The organism is Paenibacillus cymbidii, assembly GCF_004764705.1.
Lineage (GTDB): Bacteria > Bacillota > Bacilli > Paenibacillales > NBRC-103111 > Paenibacillus_AN > Paenibacillus_AN cymbidii.
In genome coordinates this window covers 330,290-355,718 of record NZ_SHLX01000002.1, presented here as the reverse complement: position 1 = coordinate 355,718, position 25,429 = coordinate 330,290, and the positions used below count along the sequence as shown (strand labels likewise).

General features: G+C 53.4%; 21 protein-coding genes. 18 read left to right on the top strand and 3 right to left on the bottom strand.

What is annotated here, in order from left to right:
* Positions 1–35: 35 nt before the first annotated feature.
* Together glmM and glmS are read left to right on the top strand one after the other, a co-directional pair.
* The gene (glmM, locus tag EXY20_RS04770; RefSeq protein WP_135548200.1) at positions 36–1,379 is read left to right on the top strand and encodes a phosphoglucosamine mutase; all 1,344 of its coding nucleotides are present in this window, start codon (positions 36–38) and stop codon (positions 1,377–1,379) included.
* A 1,011-nt stretch (positions 1,380–2,390) separates the two neighbouring features.
* Complete coding sequence (gene glmS, locus EXY20_RS04765) at positions 2,391–4,220, top strand: glutamine--fructose-6-phosphate transaminase (isomerizing) (protein WP_135548198.1); 1,830 nt, start codon at positions 2,391–2,393, stop codon at positions 4,218–4,220.
* Between the two features lie 162 nt (positions 4,221–4,382).
* Here the strand turns inward: glmS and EXY20_RS04760 are convergent, their stop codons facing one another.
* Complete coding sequence (locus tag EXY20_RS04760; protein ID WP_207671221.1) at positions 4,383–4,613, bottom strand: YolD-like family protein; 231 nt, start codon at positions 4,611–4,613, stop codon at positions 4,383–4,385.
* 673 nt (positions 4,614–5,286) lie between these two features.
* Here EXY20_RS04760 and EXY20_RS04755 point away from each other — a divergent pair.
* From EXY20_RS04755 to EXY20_RS04705, 11 genes are all read left to right on the top strand, one after another.
* Entirely contained in the window at positions 5,287–5,742 is a 456-nt protein-coding gene (locus tag EXY20_RS04755; RefSeq protein ID WP_235885368.1) for an arsenate reductase/protein-tyrosine-phosphatase family protein, read from the top strand.
* A 552-nt stretch (positions 5,743–6,294) separates the two neighbouring features.
* Positions 6,295–8,511 (top strand): helix-turn-helix domain-containing protein, encoded by a 2,217-nt coding sequence (locus EXY20_RS04750; protein WP_167858990.1) that lies wholly within the window; start codon positions 6,295–6,297, stop codon positions 8,509–8,511.
* A gap of 246 nt (positions 8,512–8,757) precedes the next feature.
* Positions 8,758–10,320 (top strand): extracellular solute-binding protein, encoded by a 1,563-nt coding sequence (locus EXY20_RS04745; protein WP_135548192.1) that lies wholly within the window; start codon positions 8,758–8,760, stop codon positions 10,318–10,320.
* A gap of 115 nt (positions 10,321–10,435) precedes the next feature.
* Positions 10,436–11,353, top strand: coding sequence for an ABC transporter permease (locus EXY20_RS04740; protein WP_135548190.1), 918 nt, complete (start codon positions 10,436–10,438; stop codon positions 11,351–11,353).
* Entirely contained in the window at positions 11,354–12,217 is an 864-nt protein-coding gene (locus EXY20_RS04735) for a carbohydrate ABC transporter permease (RefSeq protein ID WP_135548188.1), read from the top strand.
* A 158-nt stretch (positions 12,218–12,375) separates the two neighbouring features.
* Complete coding sequence (locus tag EXY20_RS04730; protein ID WP_135548186.1) at positions 12,376–13,218, top strand: family 16 glycoside hydrolase; 843 nt, start codon at positions 12,376–12,378, stop codon at positions 13,216–13,218.
* 8 nt (positions 13,219–13,226) lie between these two features.
* A complete protein-coding gene (locus EXY20_RS04725) occupies positions 13,227–14,261 on the top strand; it encodes a hypothetical protein (protein WP_135548184.1) in 1,035 nt (344 codons plus the stop codon).
* Positions 14,262–14,270: 9 nt separating this feature from the next.
* Entirely contained in the window at positions 14,271–15,938 is a 1,668-nt protein-coding gene (locus EXY20_RS04720) for a fibronectin type III domain-containing protein (protein ID WP_135548182.1), read from the top strand.
* A gap of 24 nt (positions 15,939–15,962) precedes the next feature.
* Entirely contained in the window at positions 15,963–17,120 is a 1,158-nt protein-coding gene (locus EXY20_RS04715; RefSeq protein WP_135548180.1) for a fibronectin type III domain-containing protein, read from the top strand.
* Between the two features lie 72 nt (positions 17,121–17,192).
* Positions 17,193–18,275, top strand: a complete 1,083-nt coding sequence (locus EXY20_RS04710) for a serine hydrolase domain-containing protein (protein WP_135548178.1) — start codon at positions 17,193–17,195, stop codon at positions 18,273–18,275.
* 127 nt (positions 18,276–18,402) lie between these two features.
* Positions 18,403–19,068, top strand: coding sequence for an SGNH/GDSL hydrolase family protein (locus EXY20_RS04705; protein WP_135548176.1), 666 nt, complete (start codon positions 18,403–18,405; stop codon positions 19,066–19,068).
* Between the two features lie 77 nt (positions 19,069–19,145).
* Here the strand turns inward: EXY20_RS04705 and EXY20_RS40235 are convergent, their stop codons facing one another.
* Positions 19,146–19,433: a winged helix-turn-helix transcriptional regulator gene (locus EXY20_RS40235; protein ID WP_268965974.1), complete on the bottom strand. Its 288-nt coding sequence runs from the start codon at positions 19,431–19,433 to the stop codon at positions 19,146–19,148.
* Positions 19,434–19,575: 142 nt separating this feature from the next.
* Between EXY20_RS40235 and EXY20_RS04695 the strand changes: the two genes are divergently transcribed.
* The 4 genes from EXY20_RS04695 to EXY20_RS04680 all read left to right on the top strand — a co-directional run bounded on the left by EXY20_RS04695 (position 19,576) and on the right by EXY20_RS04680 (position 23,118).
* Positions 19,576–21,141 (top strand): hypothetical protein, encoded by a 1,566-nt coding sequence (locus EXY20_RS04695; protein ID WP_135548174.1) that lies wholly within the window; start codon positions 19,576–19,578, stop codon positions 21,139–21,141.
* A gap of 264 nt (positions 21,142–21,405) precedes the next feature.
* Positions 21,406–21,618: a hypothetical protein gene (locus tag EXY20_RS04690; RefSeq protein ID WP_135548172.1), complete on the top strand. Its 213-nt coding sequence runs from the start codon at positions 21,406–21,408 to the stop codon at positions 21,616–21,618.
* A 319-nt stretch (positions 21,619–21,937) separates the two neighbouring features.
* Complete coding sequence (gene pyrE / locus EXY20_RS04685) at positions 21,938–22,474, top strand: orotate phosphoribosyltransferase (protein ID WP_135548170.1); 537 nt, start codon at positions 21,938–21,940, stop codon at positions 22,472–22,474.
* Positions 22,475–22,695: 221 nt separating this feature from the next.
* Positions 22,696–23,118, top strand: coding sequence for a VOC family protein (locus EXY20_RS04680; protein ID WP_235885352.1), 423 nt, complete (start codon positions 22,696–22,698; stop codon positions 23,116–23,118).
* 100 nt (positions 23,119–23,218) lie between these two features.
* Here the strand turns inward: EXY20_RS04680 and EXY20_RS04675 are convergent, their stop codons facing one another.
* On the bottom strand, positions 23,219–23,719 hold the full coding sequence (locus tag EXY20_RS04675; RefSeq protein WP_407944890.1) for a DinB family protein: 501 nt from the start codon (positions 23,717–23,719) through the stop codon (positions 23,219–23,221).
* Positions 23,720–24,024: 305 nt separating this feature from the next.
* On the opposite strand from EXY20_RS04675, the gene EXY20_RS04670 reads away from it, so the two are divergent.
* Positions 24,025–25,323 (top strand): hypothetical protein, encoded by a 1,299-nt coding sequence (locus EXY20_RS04670; protein ID WP_135548168.1) that lies wholly within the window; start codon positions 24,025–24,027, stop codon positions 25,321–25,323.
* The last annotated feature ends 106 nt before the right edge of the window (positions 25,324–25,429 follow it).

Here is a 25,429-nt window from a genome sequence, read left to right as displayed (position 1 = left end):
GGAATTACTTTTATTAGGGGCGGCGATTATTCGACATGGGAAAATATTTTGGCACCGACGGCGTGCGGGGCGTGGCCAACCGGGAACTGACGCCGGAGCTTGCCTACAAGATCGGCCGCTGCGGCGGCTACGTCCTCACCGGACAGAAAGCGCAGCCGACGATTGTAATCGGACGCGATACGCGCATCTCCGGCCCGATGCTGGAAGCGGCGCTCGTCGCCGGCTTGCTGTCGATTGGCGCAAACGTCATTCGGTTGGGTGTCATTTCGACGCCGGGCGTCGCTTATTTGACTCGCAAGCTGGGAGCTGACGCGGGCGTCATGATTTCCGCCTCGCACAATCCGGTGCAGGATAACGGCATTAAATTTTTTGGCGGCGACGGGTTCAAGCTGTCGGACGATACGGAACTGGAGATCGAGCGGCTGATCGACGCCGCGACCGACGAACTGCCGCGACCGGTCGGCGGCGCGCTCGGTTCGGTCGATGAAGATGCGGCGGCGAAGTTCGCCTACACCGATTTCTTGAAGACGACGGTCACGTCGTCCTTCGCCGGGCTGAAGATCGTGCTTGACTGCGCGAACGGCGCCGCCTATGAACTGGCACCGCGCGTGTTCCGCGAGTTGGGCGCAACCGTTATTGCGACCGGCGCCGAGCCGGACGGCCGCAACATCAACGAGGGCTGCGGCTCGACCCATCCGGAGGCGCTGCGCGAGCAAGTGCTGAAGCACCAGGCCGATCTCGGCCTGTCGTTCGACGGCGACGCCGACCGGCTGATCGCCATCGACGACACCGGCGCCGAAATCGACGGCGACTTCGTGCTGACGATTTGCGCCGACGCGATGAACCGCAGGGGCGCGCTGCGCCACGGCACGGTCGTCACCACCGTGATGAGCAACCTCGGCTTCTTCAAGGCGGCGCGCGAGCTGGGGCTGACTACGGCGCAGACGGCTGTCGGCGACCGCTACGTGATGGAAGAGATGCGCCGCGGCGGCTTCAATTTGGGCGGGGAACAATCGGGGCATGTGATTTTCCTCGACTACAACACGACGGGCGACGGCATTCTTTCCGGCCTGCAGCTGGTCGATACGATAATCGCTTCCGGCCGCAAGCTGAGCGAGCTGAAGACGAAGATGCGCAAGTTTCCGCAAGTGCTCGTCAATGTCAAAGGCGTCGACAAGACGCGACTGACCGGCAACGCTGCCATCGACAGCGCGATCCGCGAGGTGGAGGCGGAGCTTGGCGACAACGGGCGCGTGCTCGTTCGCCCGTCCGGCACGGAGTCGCTTGTGCGCGTGATGGCCGAAGGGCCGGAGAAGCTGCAAGTGGAATCGTTCGTCAATCGCATCGCGGACGTCATTCGCCGCGAGTTGGCCTTATAAGCCTATTCATTCATGGTTTGCCATAGTATCGTTTTGAAATAGGCCCTGTTTTATTGGCTATTTCGCCAAAAGTGGCGGGCCTTAACGAAATAGCCAGTGAAATCATTGGCTATTTCGCTGAAAGGTTCGATTTTGAGGCGATTTGCTTAGAATAGCCAGTGTTTTTACTGGCTATTTTTTATGCTCCGAGAGAAATGAAGCGAATAAGCCATTTATCATGGGCTATTTTGGCGGGAGATGTGTTTCGAGCGAATTCAAGCGAGAATTCGTGAATAAACCGAACTGTGGCGGCGCTTGGGCTGGAAGTCGATCCGGCTCAAGGACGCCTTGACACCAATTTCGAAGCTTCACCAGACCGTTGTACGAAACGATTCCGTGCTCCGGCGGGACATGTCGTAATTTGCTGTCGCTAAATAGTTGTTGCAACTGCGAATCAAAATGAATAAGATAGGAATATGTTTCAGTCCGAAACGGAAAGGTGGGCAGTTGGTTGCAGATTTCCCCAAGCGCCAGAGCTTGAGCGGGTCCGGTTCGTTGTCCTTATGGGCGGCGGAGCGGCGTCAAGCTGACGAGGTGAAGGTGTTCGGATTATCGGCGGGGACCTTCCGGCATATACATCGGTGCCGAGAATTGGAAGGCAAATCGAACGGGTGACCGGTCGGACAAGATTCCAATGCGATGGTTATAGAATGGGAGCAAGTCGGCCCCGGTGCGGCGGCGAAACGGAGTATTCGGCCGCGGCGCGTGCGGGCGTCAGCTTTTGCCATGATCCGGGTGTGGCCCGGTTTGATTTTGTTTGCGGCTTGTGCGTTTGTGCATTCGCAGCATCGTTTTTGCGACGCCGGTGGCGAAACCGGTCCAAAGCGGTGGATGGCGGAACTGTTTTTGCGTTAGCTTTTTTGCAAAGTTTGTGAAAGTTTGAATTGAAAATCATTCGGCGTTTGCAAGCGCCCGCACGGTTTGGCGGGGGGCTTGGCAAGGTGCGCCTACATTCGGGGAGGCTTATTTGGTATGTGCGGAATAGTCGGTTATGTGGGGAAACGGGATTCCCAGGAAATCCTGATTGAAGGCTTGAAGAAACTCGAATACCGCGGTTACGATTCGGCGGGCGTTGCGGTTTATACGGACAAAGGCCTGGCCGTGAAGAAGGCCAAAGGCCGCTTGGCGGTGCTGGAATCGCAGCTCGGCGAATCGCCGCTGCGCGGCACGATCGGCATCGGCCATACGCGTTGGGCGACGCACGGCAAACCGTCGGACGTCAATTCGCATCCGCATACGGACAATTCGCTAAAATTTTCCGTCGTGCACAATGGCATTATCGAAAATTATATCGCGCTCAAGGAAGAACTGATCGCCAAAGGGCATCGCTTCGTGTCGGAAACGGATACCGAAGTCATTTCGCACTTGATCGCCGATCTGTATGATGGCGACATTGTTCGCACCGTACAGCGCGCGGTGAAGCGGATGACGGGGGCTTTTGCCTTGGGCGTGCTGACCGAACACGAACCGGAGAAGCTGGTTGCGGTGCGGCTGGCCAGCCCGCTTATTATCGGCGTCGGCGAGGGCGAGAACTTCATCGGCTCCGACATTCCGGCGATTCTCGAGCATACGCGCAACGTGTATATTTTGAACGACAATGAAATGGCCGTGTTGACACGCGACGCTGTCGAATTGATGACAATCGAAGGGAATTTTATTTCCCGAGAAATATTTCACGTCGATTGGGACATTATGACGGCGGAAAAAGCCGGATTCGACCATTTTATGCTGAAGGAAATTTACGAGCAGCCCAAAGCGTATCGGGATACGATGGGCGCGCGCCTGAACGTTGCCGGCAGCGGTGTCGAACTGAACGAAGTGAAGATGTCGGCCGAAGACGTGCGCGGCATCTCGAACATTCATATCGTGGCTTGCGGTACAGCTTATCATGCCGGTTTGGTCGGCAAATCGGTGATCGAACGTCTAGCGCGTATCCCGGTCGAAACGGACGTTGCGTCCGAATATCGTTACCGTTCGCCGATCATCAAGCCGTCGACGCTTGTCATCGTCGTGAGCCAGTCCGGCGAAACCGCCGATACGCTCGCCGCGCTGCGCGAAGCGAAGCGCCACGGCGCCCGCGTCATCGCAATCACGAACGTTGTCGGCAGCTCGGTTGCGCGCGAGGCGGACGATGTCATCACGACGTGGGCGGGGCCGGAGATCGCCGTCGCCTCCACGAAGGCGTACACGTCGCAGCTGATCGCGTTCTATCTGCTGGGCCTGCATCTGGCGCAAACGCTTGGCACGATCGAAGCGGCCGAAGTCGCGCACACGATCGCTGCGCTCAAGTCGCTGCCGGAGCAAGTGGAGCGCGTGCTTGAACAAGGCGCCGCAATCAAGGAACTCGCCGAACAAATCGCGACGCACGAGGATCTGTTCTTCATCGGCCGCGGCCTCGACTATGCGGTAGCGCAGGAAGGTTCGCTCAAGCTGAAGGAAATTTCATATATTCACTCGGAAGCTTATGCATCCGGTGAGCTGAAGCACGGTACACTGGCGCTGATCGAAGACGGCGTTCCGGTCATCGCGCTGGCGACGCAGGAGGACCTGTTCGAGAAAACCGTCAGCAACATCAAGGAAGTCAAAGCTCGCGGCGCTTACGTCATCGGCATCGCGCTCGAAGGCGACGACGAGTTGCGCAAGTCGGTCGACCAGGTCGTGACGATCCCGCGCACGCTTGGCCTGCTTACTCCGGCGCTGTCAGTCGTGCCGCTGCAGCTGCTCGCCTACTACGCCGCGCTCGCCCGCGGCAACGACGTCGACAAGCCGCGCAATTTGGCGAAGTCGGTTACGGTGGAGTAAGGTTTGGCGGGAGTGGTGTGTTGATTGACTCATTACAATTAAGTGTTGTTCTGAACAAAAAAGTATTGTTCTGAGTAGTATTTTTACAATAAAGATTTGTTTTTACTGACCAAAAGGGCAACCAGTGAAGAAATACTGGTTGCCTTTTTTAAAGGAGCTAAATTATGGCTGATTCACACGATTGTGCTGATTTACTTTCAGTGGCCGAGCAATAACGGACCGGTTTTCGTCCTCATGAAACAATGTCATGACGACTTCTCGCTTTTCGTGAATCGCATGCTGCAGATCCATATTCATTTCCTCAATCGCCTGGGCATCCAATTGTGGTTGCGTCCGTTTCACCACTTCTTGACGGTGAACAACAATTTGCTCTTTATGCTCCGGTAGCATCATCCGACTACTCTCCCACATGCCATTTTCAGTCAATTTTTTTTCGCCGGCTCACTTGTAATGACCTCCAACTTTACGACCTCTTTCGGCGGCCTCACCGGACTCTGCTGCTGAGACGGCACGCCTGATGGCGCTATTCCCGTATTGTCAGAACAAAATAAACTATTAGACTGAAAAATAAAGTATTAGACTTGGAAAATAAAGTTGTAATCTGAGAAAATAAAGTAATAGACTGACGTCGGTGTTAAGCTAACGGGCAGATTTGTTCCAACTGGAGCTAACGGAACTGAGCGCCGCTACCGGACGAAATAATAGATTATAAGCCAGCTTAACGGAACTGAGCGCCGTTATTCAGCAAAAAATGGTGCAAATGCGCCTGCCAAACGCCCAATAACGGCGCTGAGTTCCGTTGCGATGCGATTCATCGGGTTGTGTTCATGAATAAGGGCGCTGGGTTCCGCTAGCTTCCTCCACGTGTTTGAACTTACGCTAACGGGCACGATAGTTCAATTCTACGCTAAAATGAGGCAGCCGGCGAATCGATTCGGTTGCCTCGTTCAACTAACGGGCAGTTTAGTTGAATAACCAATCTAAAAATATTGTTGGTAATTTTCTTGTTCCATTGCTATAATTCCATAAAATGGGCAGTGGATTGGAGTTGGTTTTATTGAATATTATGTTTGTATGTACCGATAATTTTACACGAAGCGTAATAGCTGAATATTGTATGAAGGATTTTCTAAGCAGAAGTAATAAGACTTCAATTAAGGTTGCTTCCGCTGGGATAAGAGCAAATAGTGATATTAGCAGGTATTCCGGTATTCACTTTAATATAATGAATGAATTGAATATAGATACTTCTGACTTCAAAAGAACCCTTTTTCATGAAAATCACTTTAAAGAGTACGATGTAATCATTGCAATGAGTGAACTTCATAGAGATTATATTAAGGAGCTATACAAACGTGAAATCCCATTATTCAATGAAGTATATAATGGTCAAAAAACAGCAGTAAATATAGGTGCTCCCGATAGTAAAGATTTTGTGGAACAAATGAAAAAGTTGGTTCATTTCATTTATGAAGCAACGCCCCATATCATACATAATCTTGAACAAAGGACTACCCTGTAATGAATGGTTTCTATATTATTAAAGAACTGGCGAAGTTAATGAATTTATTACGCTAACGGGACACGTTAGCTCAATGAAGACAGCGGTAGTCTAAGACTTTATTTTCGAGTCCTAGACCGCCGCTGTTTCATTTTGGATGGTCAGTCTAATACTTAAATCCTGAAAGCTGACAAAAACTCACTTCTTTTTCTCCGTTTTATCAAGCACTCAAGTCTAATACTTTATTTTCTCAAGACACGTATCGTTCCTTTATGGCATCCATGGCTCTATCCAGGCGTATTCGACGTTCACGATCTCCCAAAAGGACAAGTTGGTACGTATCATAGTGGATAAGATCCGTCATCAGGTTTACACCGATTCGCAGCACCGGAAAACCGTCCAAGTATGACGCAACCTTTTTTGATTGTTATATGTGAATTATCGTCGTATCATATCGTTGACTTCATTTGAAATAAGGCTGTAAGATTGTTGGACAACAAGATTGAATTCTTGCACTGTTTCTAATCAGTAAAAATGTATGCGCTTCACTTTCGGGTGACAGGGGGAGTAAATGTGAAGCCGTTTAAGACGCAGAAGGGATTTTATAAAATTTTACTTATGTTCATTGCCGCAATTAGTATCCCGGCCGTCACGATCGGTTATGTGGCGATTCACAACAGCACAGCGCATATCGTGCGGCAGGTTGACATGTCCAGCAACATTCTGCTTGGGGAAAAGAAGCTGTTCATCGAGCAGCAACTGGTCGAAATCGATAATTTGATCAAACAAATTATGGCGAGCGACGAAGTTTGGAAGCTGTTTGAGTCCAACGATTCGTATGCTGCCCGATCGGAAGCGATGGCCGGCGTCATACGGTCATTCGGCAAAATCGCCGGCACGAATAAATCGATCGTTTCCATTTATTTGATCAACAAAGACGGAAATTATGTACTGGCGGACTCCAAATACAGTTTGGACACGTTTTTCGACCAAACCATTTTGCAAGTCGAGCCGAAAGGGCTATTCGCAGTTCTGCCGCCGCGCAAGGTTACGGCGCTCGGCGCCACGGAACGTAATCTGTTGAGCGCCGTACGGACGTTCAAAGACGTGTCCAGCAATGACGCGATGAAGATCGTCATCAATATCGACACCCGGGATTTTGTGAGTAGCCTGCAAACATCAGACAATCCGATTCCGATGGATCTGCTAATTTTTAATGATAGTGACCAACTCATCCTTAACAACACCGGCATCAAGGCGGAGTCACTGCAAAATCAGCTTTCGTCCATTCGTGGCTCGGAAGGCTCGTCGATTCGGCGAACGCTGGACAAAACAGATTATTTCTTGAGCAAAACCCGATCGAATTTTCTCGGCTGGACGATCATATACGAGCAGCCGTTTAAACAAGTGGTCGACTCCGCCAAGCTGCTGCGCCACGTCATTTTTTATTCGGTGCTCATCGTATTGCTTCTATCGCTGGCGATGGCGTATCTGTTTTCCTTCTACTTGTACCGGCCGCTTGCTCGCCTTGTCGCCGACATTCGCCAACGGATGACGACACTTGGAAAAGGCAAGGACGAATATTCGCTGATCGGCGGCGCAGTAAACGATTTGTTTCAGGAAAACCGCACACTGCAGTCGCAATTCGGTCTGGCGTTTCCATACATGAAGCAGCATTCTTTGTTCAAACTGCTGAGTGGGAAAGTGTGGGAGGACGAGAAGTTATGGGCAATCGTACAGCTTCTCGGCAAGCCGTTTGACAAGCCGCATTTTGTCGTGTCCGTGCTGGAGTTTGAAAACACCGTCTTGACTGATCCAATGGTGGATGAAGCAGAGCTGTTTTTTGATCAGCGGCTGCAGGCGATGCTGCTGTCGGTGATGGGCGAACGCCGGCTCGTGCTCATTGTCAATACGGAGCTGGAGAAGGATGGCATTTACGCGCTGTTTACTGAGCTTAAAGAGACGCTCAGCGATGCCGGAGCGGAAATTACGATGGCGATTAGTCCGGTCTTCGACAGCCTAAACAAGCTGTTCCTTGCGTATCAGGAAGCGCTGCAGCTGCTGGGCCGCAAGTTTTTCATCGGCAAAAACGAAATTATCGTCCGGGAAACGGTGCAAGCAGCCGATTCGAACGGACGCTTCTATGACAAGCAGCTCGAGGAAGGTTTACTCGACTGTATTCGAACGCAAAATAGCGAAAAAGCGAAGATGACGGTTCGCGATTTGCTTCGGATGCTGGCCGGCCAATCGTCTTCGATCGGCTCTATTAAATATGCCGTATTTCAAATTTGCTCCAATCTGATCGGCGCGCTGGCCGACATGGGAGGAAGACCAGAAGCTGCGGGCATCGATGGTCCGTCCATTTGGGACAGCGTGCAGCAGGCGGATACGATCGCGGCATTGGAGCAGTTGATGATCAGCTTCATCGACCGGAGCATGAGTGTGACGGAGGAGCTGAAGCAGAAGCAGCATACAGAAATTGTCGGCAAAACGATGGAGTTTATCCAACGCCATTATCGGCAAAACTTGTCGTTAAAAGATATTTCGACGAACGTTTATTTAAGCCCGGGATATTTGAACACGATTTTTAAGACAGAAACCGGGGTCACCATTTACGATTACATGACGCAAGTACGGATGGAGGCGGCGGCAAAGCTGATTTTGCACCCGGAGTCGAAAGTGCAGGACGTCGCGCAGGAAGTCGGGTACAACAACGCGCAAAGCTTTAACCGACTGTTCAAAAGAACGTATCGCATGACACCGCTTGAGTATCGGCGGAAGCAGCTTTAGCGGATACGCAATAGGTTGCCATTCATTCCCCTGCCGCATTTCGCCCGGCAGGGGAATTCTTTTTTTTAACAACAGACGTTCGCCGTGGCAATGGCACATTTTCCTCACATCGTACCATGACGATTCATTGAAAATCGATCGGATCGTCGGATTCGTTCATTTACGACGCCACACAAACCTCTATATACTTGGGGTGCAGCACGCTGAAAGCCTTTTCAAAGGGATTATATTAGGGAGGGTATTATTTTGACCACAACTACATCAAAAGCAGTACGTCTTGCAACCGCTTCCGTATTGACCGCCGCGATGCTGGCCGGCTGTTCGTCTGGCGGCAAGGAATCGTCTTCGTCCTCTTCGTCGCCGTCTTCGTCCGCGAAGGCATCTGTCTCCCCATCTGCGGCTGCCACCAAACAGCCTCCGGCAACGCTGAAGATGGCTGTGCTTGAAACGTATCCGGGCGTCTCTGTCGACAACAAAACGACGCATTACATCGAAGAGAAGACGAATACGAAGCTGGATATCACCGTCGTGCCGAGCGGCGATCTCGATAGCAAGCTGCAGATCATGCTCGCGTCCGGCGATAAGCCGGATATCATTCAGTTCGGCAGCGATTCGCTGGAAATGAAACTTACGAAGTCGAACGTGCTGTTGCCGATCAACAACTATTTTGAGAAAGCGCCGAACTTGAAAAAAGTCGGCGACGGCGGCTTGTGGGACGTCATGAAACACAGCGATAACAATATCTACGCGGTGCCGATCCGCGGCAGTGCGATCGACAACATTCCGATCTACCGCAAAGACTGGCTCGACAAGCTCGGTATGAAGGTGCCGACGACATTGGACGAATATTACGCTGTGGCAGATGCGTTCTCGAACAAGGATCCTGACGGCAACGGTAAAAAAGATACGTACGCGTTAAGCGCCTTTACCAACGGCGGCAATGTCGACTTGTCGACAATGGATATGGTGTTCAGTGCATTCGGCACGCTGCCAGGCAACTGGATCTTGAAGGACGGCAAGCTGGTGCAAGGCGGCGTGGCGCCTGGCGCTCTGGATGCGCTCAAGTTCCTTAACAAAATGTACAAAGCGAAATTAATCGATCCTGAGTTTATCACCGACAACGCAGCCCGTTTCAAGGACAAAGTGTTAAAAGGCAACGTCGGGGCACCGGTTTTCCGCTACTTCCTGATGGATTCGTCCAATCTGAACAATTACTACGCGCCGCTTAAACAGAACAACCCGAACGCCGAATTCGTCGAAGGCGGCATTCTGAAAGGGCCGAACAACAACAGCATCGGGTACCGTATGCTCACCCAGCGCGGCTGGCTGAAAACGGCGGTGACGAAAGATTCGAAAAACATCGATGCGGCAATTCGAGTCCTTGACTTCCTGGCGTCGGACGAAGGCAACATGTATGAAAACTACGGCGAGCTGAGCAAGGACTATACCGTCGACAACGGCATCGTGAAGAAAACGATCAACGACGACCAAATGAAGCAGGAGGGTATCGGCCAACTGAAGCTTGCTTACAACGCGCTATACAGCCATACGTCGCAGCGGTTCCAGGACCTGTTTAAGTACGCGCACACGATCGGCTACCATGATCCGGCGGACGGGCTTGTCGTCGAGGACACGAGCAAAGCGAAGGAGCTCGGCGATTTCCAATCGCAGCAGTATACCAAAATGATCTTGAGCGACGGGCCGATCGACGACCTATTCAACGATTTCGTGAACGAGTGGTACAAACGCGGCGGTACCGAATATACGAAGGCGTTCAACGACGCTTACCTTCAAAAAGCCAAAAAATAGAAAAGCAGTAGCGTATGCCCGGCGGAGCGGGGCACCATTTGCACCGCTCCGGCCGGAACGCGCGGCGGAAAGGATTTGCATCATGGGAACGATTCAGGCTGCCGAGAGGCGGCAAATGAAGGCAAACAAAAAGTCGGCTTTCCGCGAGCTTCGGAACGACAAAGTGTTGTATGTGATGCTGCTTCCCGGTTTGTTGTATTTTCTCCTATTTAAATATGCGCCGTTGTACGGAATTGTAATTGCATTTAAAGATTACGATATTTTCCAGGGCATTTGGCCGAGCGAGTGGGTTGGCTGGAAAAATTTCAGGGACGTGTTTCATTACGCTGATTTTTGGATCATTTTGCGCAATACGCTGCTGATCAGCCTGTACAAAATCATTTTTGGCTTCCCGGCGCCGATTGCAGTCGCGCTGCTTCTCAACGAGCTTGGCAACCGTTTTTTCAAGCGTGTGATCCAGACGGTATTGTATTTGCCGCATTTTATTTCATGGGTCGTCATTTCCGGCTTCATTCTGGCGATCATGTCGCCGCACAACGGCGTCGTGGCGTTCGTATACGAATGGTTCGGTCAAGAGCCGCGCAATTTACTCATCGATCCGCATCTGTTTCGCAGCATTCTTGTTGCCTCCGATATTTGGAAAGACCTCGGCTGGGGGACGATTATATATTTGGCGGCGCTGACCCAGGTGGATCCGTCGCTGTACGAAGCGGCCATCGTCGACGGGGCGGGCAAATGGAAACAAACGTGGCATGTAACGCTGCCTTCGATCCGCAATGTGATCGTGCTGCTGCTGATACTCCGCATCGGGTTTCTGATGAACGCCGGCTTCGAGCAAATCCTTGTCATGGAAAATCCCGCCGTTCTCAACGTTACCGAAATATTGGATACGTTCGTGTTCAAATACGGCTTGCAACAGGGCAACTACAGCTTCGCCACGGCCATCGGCGTGTTCAATTCCGTTATCGCACTTGTGCTCGTGCTGGCAGCGCAATGGGTGAGCAAATTATTCGGGGAAGAGGGGCTGAGCTAGATGAAGCGTTACGGCAAAAGCCGCCTGTACCCGATTGTCCTTTATACCGGATTCGTTCTGCTAGGTTTAATCATGTTTTATCCGTTTTGGTATGTGCTGATGTTTTCGCTCAGCGATCCGCTGCGCGCGTCCGTCAACAAGCTGAACTTGTACCCGGAGCACTTTTCACTTTCGACATACAAATATGTACTTACGCAAAAGTTCTTGTACATCGGCTTCCGAAATACGGTCATCGTTACGGCCGGCGGTACGCTGATCAGCATGCTATTGACCATAGGTTGCGCGTATCCGCTGGCCAAAAACAGCTTGCGCGGGCGAAAAGCGATCTTTTCGCTTATCTTCTTCACGATGCTCTTTAACGGGGGCTTGATTCCGACCTACCTCGTCATCAAGCAGCTGCATATGGTCGATACGCTGTGGGCGCTCATGGTGCCGTCCGCCGTCAGCGTGTACAACATGCTGATTATGATCAAGTTTTACAGGGGTATCCCGGCCGAGTTGACCGAGTCGGCTAAAATCGACGGCGCCGGCGATTGGTACATCCTGCTGCGCATCATCGTGCCGCTGTCGGGTGCGGTAAACGCAACGATCGCGCTCATCTATGCGGTGGCGCGTTGGAACGAGTATTTGCCAGGCATTATTTATATCAACGACCAGAACAAGCGGGTGCTGCAGGTCGTGCTGAATGGCATGCTGAAGGAAGAATCATTGGCGAACCAGCCGGGTTTAAGTGACCTCGCCTCTTCGCCGGAAAGCATCAAGATGGCGGCCGTCGTTATCAGCATGGTGCCGATTTTGCTCGTCTATCCCTACTTGCAAAAATACTTCGTTAAAGGTATGCTACTCGGCTCCGTCAAGGGGTGACAGATTGTGAGCGCACCAACGAGCTCCCTCTTGTGATCCGTCACCAAGGGGGAGTTTCATTAAGGGGGTGATGGCCAACCAGCGATTTCAATCGTTTGCATGACAGGTTGTTGCACGATTTCCCAATTCTATGAGACGGAAAGGAAGTGTCGGTAGTGATGTGGAAATGGAAACACCGCAAGCTGCTCCTGCCCCGCCTGTTGGTCGTTCTAATGCTGGCCGCGCTGGTGCCGGTGTATCCCGGCATTGCGCCGCTAAAAGCATATGCGGATACGGCGCTGCCGTACAGCGAAAACTTCGAGAGCGGCACCGCCGCCGGCTGGACGGTCGCGAGCGGGACATGGACCGTCGTCAATGACGGTACGAAGGTATATCAAACGTTGTCCGCCGATTCGATTTCGCGAAGCGTCTTCGGGGCTTCGACCTGGGACAATTACCAGACGACGTTGAGTTTCAAAGTCAACGGCTGGGGCTCGAGCCAGTTTCAAACGGTTGGTTTACTCAGTCGATATACGGATGTGAACAATTACTATTTGTTCACGTATGATTTGGGTGTGCTAAATATTAAGAAAAAAGTAGCCGGCGTCTCGACCGTGCTGGCGAGCACGCCTTATTCTCTCTCCGTCGGTACGTGGCATACGATCACCGCCGTGAGCGACCATGCCCGCCTGCGGTTGCTGCTGGACGGCGTGGAGGTGCTGACCGCGGTCGACTTGACGTTCGCCGCAGGACCGGCCGCCCTGATTACGGCGTATGGCAACGTCAGCTTCGACAACGTGTCGATCGACGAAACGTCGGCGCCGACCGATACGACCGCACCGAGCGTGCCAACCGGCGTTACGGTGTGGGAATCCGCTTATGGCCGCGTCGATTTCAATTGGTCGGCGGCATCGGATAACGACGCGGTAGCCGGCTATGCCGTGTACCGGGACGGTACGCTGCTCGGCTATACGTCGAATCTGTATTACCTCGATCAGTCGGTGGCGCAAGGTACGACGTAGTAACAACGATGTATCAATTCGCGGAGCAGGAACTGCAGACACTCCTATCCCAACTGGCGCCGGACGGCTCCCAGCACGAAGGGTCGAATTATATGTCGTACGGCGACGAGCACGTCGTCCGCTCCATCGCGATGTACGAATCGGTGACGAACAACAGTACGCTGTGGAACGACACGATTCATAATATTGGTCTTTACAAGGCGTACTTGTATGGACCAGGATATTCCCGTCTCGCGCCGTACGGGGACGATTCCAATGCGCTGGGGTATTTTAACAACTTTCTGTACGAAATCGCCGCAAAATTTCACGACGCCAAGCTGCAAGCAATGATCAACGATGCATATGCGGTTGATTCCAATTCGTTTTCCTGGCATGTGTGGGACTTCTTGTACTATGACGACTCGCTTGTGCCTGACCCGACGCCATACGTCCCGTATCAATATTTCCCCGATCTCGAGATGGCCAATTTCCGCACGGGCTGGGGCAATGGCGATTGGAGCGTTTCGTTCAAAAGCGGCCCGGTCGGCGGTCATAAGCTGAACGAATGGCGGGACCATATTGCGCCTGACGGCACGTACATCAACGTCGCCCACGATAAACCGGATGCCGGAAACATTTACATCGAGTTCGCAGGCAAGCGGTGGAGCGAGTATCCGCCGTATGACAAGATCGACCGCTGGACGAAAGATATGAACTCGCTGCTTGTCGACGGCGCGGGGCAGCGCGGAGAAGGCAATTTGCAGTTTTATCAGCCGTATGCGAATATGCGGGACCTGGCGTCGATCAGCGAGTTCTTCGGCAGTCCGGGATACGGTTATACGACCGGCGATTTGCATAACGGTTACGTCAACATGAGCCGGATGAACCGCAATTTGCTTTTCGTCGACAGCGAATATGCGATCGTCTATGACGATCTCGTTTCTTCGAGCGGCGAACGCACGTATCAGTTCCTGTACAATAGCAACGGTACTTGGACAGGAGATGCGAACAGTGGCTACACAATTACGCAAGGTGTCGACAGCATGCAGCTGTTCATGCTGTAGCCGAATGGCATGCAAACGACCGTAGGTCCGGCGAACAAAGCGGTGATGGGCACGAATTTGAGCGCCAGCAATGCGGTTCCGTCGATTGCAAGCCAATTTTTGGGCGTCTTTTATCCGAACCGCGACGGCCGCTCGCTGGCCGTGAAGCCGGCAGTAACGAAGGATGCCGAAGGCACCAAGATGACGGTGACGCGCGCCGGCGGGAAAACGGACCTGATCGCGTTCCGAGCGGGCAGTGCGGGAGCGCTGACGTCAACGGACGCAAAAGCGAATGCACAATCGCTCGTGTACACGAAAAACGGCACTACAGTCGAAAATGCGATGATGATTCAAGGCGATGCACTGACGCTGCCGAATCAGCGGTTCCAATTCAGCCAGTCCGTCAATTTGCGCTATGCGAAATTGCCTGGCGGCTTCCAGCTGTGGGCGGCGAAACCACTGAAGTCGAGCACGACCGCCAGCCAGATGGAAATTGCGGGCTTGGCGCCAAATGCCGTCTACACGCTTCAATGGAGTAACGGCACTTCGCAGCAATTGACAGCAAGCGGCTCCGGTCTGCTCACGGTTGCGCTCGATTTGACGCAGGACGATTTTTCGGTGACGGTAAGCGGCTCGGATTCAGCCGACACGACGGCGCCGACGGCGCCGCATGGCCTGACGGCCGTATCGACGGCGAGCTATTCGGCTACGCTGAACTGGACGGCTTCGACCGACAATATCGGTGTTAGCCATTACGAAGTGTATCGGAACTGCACGCCGATCGGCACTGCAACAGGTACGACGTATACCGACACTGGCCTGACGGCTTCGTCCCGTTACTTCTATTCGGTCGTCGCTTACGATTATGCCGGCAATGAATCGGGCGGAGGCGGCCGTTGTGCAGTTACGTTGTCGCCAGATGCGACACCGCCGAGCACTCCCGGAAGCTTAACGGGGAGCGTGACCGGCCATTCGGTCGCTTTGAACTGGTCCGCGTCTACGGATAATCGCGGCATAGCCGGTTATCGCGTCTATCGCGACGGCGCGGAAATCGCTACTGTCACCGGCACTGTGTATACCGATGCCAACATCCTTTCGGCGACAGGGTATTCCTATACGGTCAAGGCCGTCGACACCAGCGGCAACTTGTCCGCCGCCAGTGCGCCGTTCGCCGTCACAACGCCGAACTTCCTCGTCTTCTCCAATTTCGAGAGCGGCGCCTCCGATTGGTCGGTGACATCGGGCACCTGGAGCGTCGTTTCCGACGGAAGCCAGGTTTACAAATCCAGCACCACGTTCGACAACTCGGCAGCCATCGGCGATTCATCATGGACCGATTACACTGTGGAGACACGGGTGAAAGTGAACAGCTGGTCGTCGACCAACTCGCCCAATGTCGGCATCCGGGTCCGGTTTACGGACGCCGACAATTATTATTTCCTTGGCTACAAAGGTGGCAGTTTGAACATTTACCGCAGAGTGGCTGGTCATAATGGCAGCACCGCCTACAAGCCGTATACGTTCCAAACCGGCCAGTGGTACACATTTAAGGCCGTCGTACAAGGCTCAACGCTCAAGCTATATGTCAACGGCAATTTAGAGCTGACATGGACCGACAGCAATCTGACGTCGGGTAAAGCAGGCGTGGACAGCCGGTTTGGCGATTCGCGGTTCGACGATTTTACGGTAACCCAATAGGATGAGGAAAGGAAGTGTGCGCAAATGGAGACAAGGAAATGGAATCGGGGCCGCCATCCTCGCTGGCTGCATGCCTTCGTGATGGTCACTGCTGTGCTGTTGCTTGCCGCGCCCGCTGGTGCGTCTGGTGATACGACGCCGCCTTCGGCTCCGGCCGACTTGTCGGCGGGCCCTGTGTCGGAAAGCGAAGTCGCGCTCAACTGGAGCGCAGCGACGGACGATACGGGTATCGATCATTACAACATATACCGCGACTGCATTTCTGTCGGCACGACAATGGGAACGAGCTATACGGATAGTGGATTGACTCAAGCGACGCCCTACTTTTATTACGTGCTCGCTTATGATGCGGCCGGCAACGAATCTGGTGGAGGTGGCGCATGCGTAACGACACTCGATCCGGACGTGACGCCTCCGAGCGTTCCATCCGGATTGACGGCCACGATAACAGGAAAGTCAGTCGTACTCTCCTGGTCCCCGTCAACCGATGATCGCCTCTTGAGCGGCTATCACGTATACCGCGACGGGGTCAACATCGGGACGACGAGCGGGACCACCTATACGGATGCGACGATCGGTTCCCAGACGGCGTATTCGTATACGGTCAAAGCGTATGACGACAGCGGTAACGAATCGGCCGCCAGTACAGCGGCTGTCGTGACGACGCCGAACTATTTATACTTTTCCGACTTCGAGAACGGTGCTGCCGACTGGTCAGTCGTGACCGGTACCTGGAGTGTCGTGAACGACGGCAGCAAAGTGTACAAATCCAGCACGACGTTCGACAATTCAGCTTCCGTCGGCAGCGCTTCGTGGACTGATTATACGGTCGAAACGCGTGTAAAAGTAGATAGCTGGTCATCAACGAATTCGCCAAATGCCGGTATCCGGCTCCGGTTTACGGATTCCAACAACTTTTATTTTCTCGGCTATAGGAATGGCGGTTTGAACATTTACCGACGTGTGGCAGGAGCGAACGGAGGAGTGGCGAGTAAGCCATTCACGTTCCAGAACGGCCAGTGGTACACGTTTAAAGCAGTTGTCCAGGGCACGACGCTCCAGCTTTATGTGAACGGCAACCTGGAGTTGACGGCGACCGATAACAGATTGGCGGCCGGCAAGGCGGGGCTCGACAGCCGCTTCGGAGATTTGCGGTTTGACAATTTCACCGTAACGCAGTAACTAGTGAATTTATTAAGCAGGGGCACGACGGTGTCCTCTGCTTCCGACTGCTAACAAGAGGGGGCTTCAAGCATGGACATTCAGAAGAGGATGCAAGATCTATTGTCAGAACGGGTTCTACAAGGCGATGAACTTGGCATTCAGTTCGCCGCGTATTACGAAGGTGAGTTAATCGTGAACGTGTGGGCGGGCATCGCCGACAGCCGTACGGGGCAGCAAGTAGACGGTACGACGCTGTTTCCTGCCTTTTCCACAACTAAAGGAGTAGCCGCTACCGTCATTCATCGATTGGTTGAGCGGGGAGAACTCGAATATGACATGCCTATAGGCGAGCTGTGGCCGGAATTTGCGACCCATGGCAAGGAGCGAGCCACAATCGGTCAGGCGCTCCATCATACGCTGGGCATTCCCTATATGCCGCTAAATGTGGAGTATGAGGGGGTGACTGACTGGGATGGTATGTGCAGTAAGATAGCGCAATTAGCGCCGATTCATCATCCGGGGATAGAGATGCATTATCACGCCATGACGTACGGTTATGTGATCGGCGAAATCGCGAGACGCATTACCGGGAAAGCGTTCGGGCAACTGGTAGAAGAAGAAGTGTGCCGGCCGCTTGGCATCGATGACTTGTACATCGGTATACCCGAAGAGGCAGAGCAACGGGTAGCGATTCTGGAACAGTCGGATCTCCAGTCAGCTTCAACAGACTTTTCGCCGGACAAACAACCGGTACCTCCCGCAATCCTGCCCTTGCACGAATGGATGAACCGTACCGATGCCCGCCGCGCCTGTATTCCGGCGAGCAATGGGATCATGACCGCCCGGGCCGTGGCGCGGCATTATGCCGCTTTGCTGCCGGGCGGCATTGACGGAGTAGAGCTGCTTCGACCTGAAAGCGTGAAGCGTGCCACGTTGCCGCTGCAGCTGCCGGATGGTACGTTGCCTCGGGTGAGTTTAGGTTATCAGTTATTCGGGAATGGAAACGAGCATTTCCCTGTATTTGGACATGGTGGTTATGGCGGCTCCATCGCGTTCGCCGACCCGAACCATCGTTTGGCGGTCGGGTTGGTCATCAATCGGTTAACCATAAACGGCTCGGCCCAATCGGTTGTCAAGGAGTTGCGGCGACTTCTCTTCGCTACGGAGGAATAAAAAAGGCGTCATAGCGCCATGTTCCATTAAATGGGCAATGAGACAAAACTGTAAACGAATTTCTGCACGATGTCGATTATTATAGTAGCGAATGATTCGCCATTTGTGCGAAAGGGGTTGTTTGTAGATGACGGCGGCCAGTTCACGGGATTATTTAACACCTATTGTGGAGGAATTGAAGAAAACATGGCCAAACAATCGGGCCATCCACATCGTTTGCCACGGGCATAGCGTGCCTGCCGGCTATTTTGCGACACCGAGAGTCGATACGTTTCACGCTTACCCGCACTTGCTTCACCGCCTGTTGAACGATCGGTTTCCGTATGCCGTAATTAATGTGATCGTGACGGCGATCGGCGGGGAAAATTCGATTCGCGGGGCCGAACGCTTTTCCCGCGACGTGCTTTGCCACAAACCGGATGTCTTGACGATCGATTATGGGTTAAATGACCGCTCTGGCGGACTGTTCGAAGTAAAACGGGCATGGAGCGCGATGATTGAGCAAGCCTTGCAAGCCGGTACGAAAGTCATCTTGCTGACACCGACCTGGGATACGTCGAGGTTGCAAGACCCTGAATCAGAATCGTGGATTAATCTTAAAGCTCATGCCCAGCAAATTCGCCATCTTGCAGCGGAATATAAAGTCGGCTTGGTCGATAGTTTCGCTGCATTTGAAGCATACGAACGTACATCGGGTGAAGCCTCGGATTTATTATCCTGGCCCAATCACCCTAATGCCAAAGGGCATGAGCTGGTTGCGTATGAGTTGCTTCGCTGGTTCGCTTATTCCTGAGGGGAACCAGTTATTAGTTGATTGTTGCTCCAAGACATATCGGCTGCATAACGCCGCCTACGAATCGACTTTGCCGCCTAGTCGGCCGATCGCTTCAGGCGGCGTTTCTGTTTTGAAGCAGGCAATTCCAGCTTCAAGTCCTGCTCGTGATCGGCCATCCATTGCCCGATGGCGGTTAATGGCGCGAACAGCGTTTCGCCAAGCGGAGTCAACGCGTACTCCACTTGCGGCGGGACGAGCGGGAAAACCGTTCGTTTGACCAAGCCCGTCTTTTCGAGCTGACAGTGCTCTGCTCGAATACAGCCAATGTGGATACGGTTTTCGTGGCGGGCAGGATGGTGAAACGAAACGGAAGTCTGCTTCATCTGAACATGAAGAAGCTTCGTGTACAAGCAGTCGAATCGCGCGACTACTTGTACGCGAGGAAGGCGCTTGTGTAAAAGATGCCATCCAAACATATAAAAATAATATACGAATTTCGCTCCATTTACCGGTAACATGGAAGTGATGGCGGCGGTTGAAGGTCAAGTTGGCGAATGGTTCAGCAGGGAAATATTCAGCCCCGAATCGAACACCGCTAAGGAGATGGAGACAATCAAACCATTTGTCGATTACGAACAGTTCGGCGCTGTGGGGGATGGCGTAACCGATGATATCGCAGCGATTTGCGCCGCTCATGACTATGCGAATGCCCACCGTCTTCCGGTGAAGACGAAGCCTGACGCTACTTATTATATAGGGCCGAAGGCGATGACGGCCGTGATCCAGACGGACGTCGACTGGAATACGAGCCATTTTACGATTGACGATACGGCAGCCGAGGATAACAAGGCGTTCTGTTTCCACGTAAAGTCGGCGCTTCGGCCGTTCAAGCTGAACATGACGTCGCTCGGCCGGGACCAGAAACAAGTGGGGTTTACGCTGGATAGCCGTTGTTACGTCGTGGTGACGAACACGAAGGTGAAGAAGTTTATTCGCCGCGGACTCAATCAGAATAACGGATTCGATCAGACGGACTGCTTTGTTGTCCATGAAGACGGTTCGATTGTGTCGCCGATCGATTGGGATTACGACGACATTACCGATGCCGAAGCGCGGCCGATCGACAAGGACGAACTGACGGTGCGCGGCGGCATTTTTACCACGATGGCCAACCGCGGCGAGTCCAAATACGACTACTACCATCGCGGCATCCGCATTACCCGTTCGAATACGACCATTGACGGCATCACCCATTATGTGGCGGGGGAGATCGGCCACGGCTCCCCTTACGGCGGCTTCATCCATGCGACGCATTGTGCATACGTGACCGTCCAAAACTGTTTTGTAAGCGGGCATAAAATTTATACGACGATCGGCTCGGCCGGAGAACCGGTCATGATGGGGTCGTACGATTTGCTGGCGGACAATATCGTGGATTACAAGCTGATCAACTGTACGATGAACAACATCACGGACCGTACCCGCTGGGGCGTGATCTGCTCCAACTTTTGCAAAAATATTTTGGTCGAAAACTGTACGTTGTCGCGGCTCGATGCGCATATGGGAGTATCCGGCACCTATACGATCAAGGACAGCACGATGGGCTGGCAAGGCGTCAATGCCATCGGCCGCGGACAGCTGACGTTTGAACGCGTCGTTTTGTACGGACGGTCCTTGGTTCAGTTCCGGAACGATTACGGCAGCACGTGGGAAGGCGATGTCACAATCCGGGATTGCACCTGGATTCCGGACAATGGAGCGGTGTATACCCCCGAACTGTTTACGATGAAAAATGACGGTACGCACGATTTTGGTTATGCGTGTTTTATGCCGCAGCGCGTGAAGCTCATCAACTTGCATGTCGACGATTCGCATATGCCGGAAGAGGAGGACGGGTTTTATTTGTTCTCCGATCCGAGCGAAAATTGGTGGGCAAGGGATGCGGTTTATACGGAATCCGGCACTCCGCCGTACCCTTATGTACCCTGTCAAAAGGTGGTTTGCCGCAACCTTACGACGGCGAGCGGCAAACAACCGCGAATTTGCCGCAATCCGGCGCCGTTTGCGCAGACCGAGTTGGTGGTGGAGTAAGGGGAGAAGACATAGCGGAAGGCAGGCTATCCGGTCAATGGATAGCCTGCTTTTTGATCGATGCGGGAACGGCTTGGCGGCTAGTCGCCGATGCCGATACGGCAAGGATATTTCAATGGACGACTTGATCGGGCTCGTCGAACGAGCTCTTCTTCGTCGTCGGGTCCATCTCCTTGGTTGCCGGTATGCCTTGAGTGTACGACAGGGAGCGGCACAAAAAGCAAATTTGTTAGTTGGCAGGGAGAATGCGGCGTTTTGTGCACCATGTCTACTTTGCGATGGGGGCGGGAGCGTTCTCCTTCAGAACCAGAACCAGAAGCAGAACCAGAAGCAGAAGCAGAAGCAGAAGCAGAAGCAGAAGCAGAAGCAGAAGCAGAAGCAGAAGCAGAAGCAGAAGCAGAAGCAGAAGCAGAAGCAGAACCAGAACCAGAACCAGAACCAGAACCAGAACCAGAACCACTACCTTTAAGTGCATAAATACACTAAAACTCACCCCAAACGGCTGTTTGGGGCAACTTAACGGAAAAAATGCACTTAATTTCCGTGTTTTTTCAACATTTGGTCTATATCGCCGAATTTAAGCGCATATTTACCCTTTAACATGGCAAACGAGTCTGTATGCAACAGTTAAGGGCATTTATACGTTTAAACGACGATCCGTCCGCCAAGGCGCCAGTTTTCCTACCCAAAGCAGCCCTGCGCACGCGCCACGCCGTCTGCATGCACAGAGGGTCAATACCTTCCGGGAAGGTTTTATGGTAGAATAAACAAAAAATTCGGGAGAGGTCGGTACGGGATGGAACGAACGGTGTTGGCCAACGAAATTTATCAAACCGCACATTTAACAGGCACTTTTACGTTGCGGTCGGGGAAAGTGTCGAACGATTATTTTGACAAGTATTTGTTCGAGTCGGCTCCGGGTTTGCTGCGTGAAATTGCGGAGCATCTGGCCGGGTTAATTCCCTCGGATACGGAAATACTGGCCGGCCTCGAAATGGGCGGCATCCCCATCGCAACGGCCTTGTCGCTCAAGACGGGCATTCCGGTTGTGTTTGTGCGCAAGAAAGCCAAGGAATACGGCACATGCAAGCTGGCGGAAGGGACCGAAATCCGCGGCAAACGGGTTTGTATCGTGGAGGATGTGGTGACCACAGGCGGGCAAATCCTGTTAAGCGCCCAGGACTTGAAACACCATGGCGCCCTTGTGCGCAATGTACTTTGCGTCATCGAACGGGAGCAACAAGGCCGGGACAATCTGGAGAAGGCAGGGCTGAACTTCCTGTCGCTGTTTACAATGGAGGAGCTTATTGCGGCGAATCTTTCTTCCTATTAAAGATAGATGGAAATTCCATAATAGGCTGCCGAATCGTTTGGCGGCCTTTTCAATTATCGAGGTGGCTGCACAATCTTGAAGGCAGGTAACAGCAGAGAAGGGACTTGTCAGGGGATTGACGGGTCTCTTCTTTTGCGCTTCTCCGACTTTTTTCTGCATAAGGTTAGAAACCTCAGGGATTTGGTATCAAAAGAACGAGTAGATGAAAGGGAGTGTGGCCAATGGAAGCCGCGTTTAAGTTCAGCCGCGTCGGTTACGTTTATGTGCCGAGCACGAGTATTGATGAATCGATCGAGTGGTATACCCGTCATCTGGAGTTTCGGTTGCTGGAAAAGTTTCGGGACAGGGGTTCGCATCTTGCGGTGCTTCATCATCCTCATCAGCACGCGATCGCATTGCTCCTAGTCGAAACCAGGGATCGGAAACCGCTGGAGATTATACGGAACGGAGCTTCATTTCCGATCATGGCGTTGAACTGCCCGGACATCGAATACACCCATCGCCAACTGACCAGGGAAGGGGTAGAGACGGGACCGCTAACGCCGATTGGCAAGGGGGGGGCGAGATATTTTTATTTCCGTGATCTCGGGTGGCAATATGCTCGAAGCGGCGTGGTCGATATGGGACCCGAAGGACGAGTATAAGAAGGAGTTTTTAGATCCCGGCAATTAAATGGAAGGAGGGAGGACGGCGCTGGAGAACAATAAGCCCGCCGGACATGCCGACGGGCTTATATGCAGCTCGCTACTTGCCGAGTTCGTCGGCGGTTGGGCCGTAGACGCCGGGGACCGGTAGGTCGAGCAGACGCAAATACACGCCGAGCTGCGCGCGATGGTGCACCATGTGGCTCATGCCCATCGTGCGGAATGCCAACGCCTTCGGCTGAACGGCCATGATCGTATCGCCGCGACGAAGCGTCCAGTCCGAAGCCAACGCCTCATCGTCGACAGCATCCAGCGCTTGCTCGAGCTCGCGGATATTCGTGTCGAATTCGTCCAGCAGCGCATGGCGGCTGGTTAATGCCGTTCTGCGGGAAGAAGCGATCGCCAGATCGATTCCCGGGGCGCGAAGAATACCCAGCTGCCAATTCAACAAATTGACGACGTGCGTCGCCAATTCCCCTAACGTATGCGACTTCGCGTGCGGCCGCCAACCGAACTGCTCGTCCGGCAAGCTGGCCAACAGTCGCCGCGTCCCCGCCCACTCATGCATGACATCCCCAACCAGCATCGTTTTGTTCAACATCGGTTTGTTCCTCCTCGCGCGAGCAAGTCGTTTCCCCCGCGTCGCCAGTATTTCTTCGGTACAAGCGTAATCGAAAGCAAGGCGTGTTGTAAAGCCAGCCTGTCCAAGTCCGCCGCAAGCTCGAGTAAACGGCGCTTGGCGAAATAAGCCATCTTTTATTGCCTATTTCGTCAAAAATGGGCAATCGCCACGAAATAGCCCATGATTTCACTGCTATTCGCCTCAATCTGCCCGGATCGGCGTAACGCCAACAGCAACTTTTGCGTCCTTGCCGGCGTCTACGTGGTTGGGAGCGAAATGGCTTTATGATGGCGACGCATACGCTGCTGCTCCCTCATGCGTGGAAACGTACCGGAGGCGATCATGGGATGAAAAAAACGGCGATGGGCTTATTGGGGTTCGTTGTGCTCGCGACTTGCGCGCCTGTTGCGCTGGCGGAGGAGTGGGGGCCGAGTTTGCCCAAGACGATTACGCTGCTTCATGAAACGAAGCTGTACGCGTCGGCGGACGAATCGTCGCCGTCCTGGGCTTCGTTAGCCCCGCAGGACGTGGCAACGGCCTTTGCGGAAGCCAACTGGTACAATCCCTTCTACGGCGAGAAGAAATGGGTCAAAATCCATACGAGCTGGCTTGGCGACCAGTGGGTGCACATCGATTCCCACGAAATCGGGTGGCTGGAGCCGAAAGACACGTTTCTCGACGTAACCGGCGAAATGCCGCTGTACAACGAGCCGGAGTACGGGTACACGGGCGCTACGCTTGCCAGTCAAATCGTTCATACAAAAGGCATCTTTTACCGTCACCTGCAGTTGCCGACCTGGCTGCTTGACACCTGGCTCGGCGACAAGTGGTTCACGCCAAGCAACAACCTCGTCATCGAAGGGGTGACCAAAGCGACCTACGAGACGGTTACATTGCAAGGGGAAGCATCGTTATTTACGGCTCCGAGTAACCAGCCGTACGTTTCCTATGCCGAGACGATCGCTCCCCAGACGTTAAAGGCAATCGCGCTTTACGGGGATTTCTACAAAGTGGTCGCCGGCGAGGGCAAGACGGGCTGGGTGTCGCCCCGTTACTCCCAGCCGGCTGTCGTGGAGCCGACGGATGCGGACATTGCGCTGACGGAACCCACTGATATATACGCCTACCCGAACCTGCAAAGCCTGCAGAGCCGGCTTGCGCCGCAAACCGTACATGCCAAAGGCAAGGTGCGTGATGACTGGGGGAATACGTGGCTGCAAATCCCCACGTGGATGGGCGACGCCTGGGTCCTGCATAATGACGACGGCATCTTGAATCCGAACAAGGCAACCGGCGACAACGGATTCATTCATGTATTCCCGAAAGTCATTTCCGGCAGCGACCGTACGGTGACCGGGCGGATCTATGTGGAGCGCTTGCCGCAGTATGAAGGTTATGGCGGGTTTACGTTCACGCTGCAAGCGATCGACGACCAAGGCAATGTGTTAGCCAGCGCAGCGGCAGCCGTCTCCGGCGTCCAGCCCAATGACGATGTCCCGTTTACGGCCAAGCTGGACCGCCTGGAGGCGTATCCGAAATTTTCGTTCCGCGTGGCGGATGTGCAGTTTGTAAGGGCGTATTGAGGTCGGTGTATCCCGATTCGTTGATAAAAAGAAGGAGCAGCGCTGCCACGGCAACTGCTCCTTTTTGCTATTGGCGGTGAACGGAACTTTTGGGCACAAAGACGGT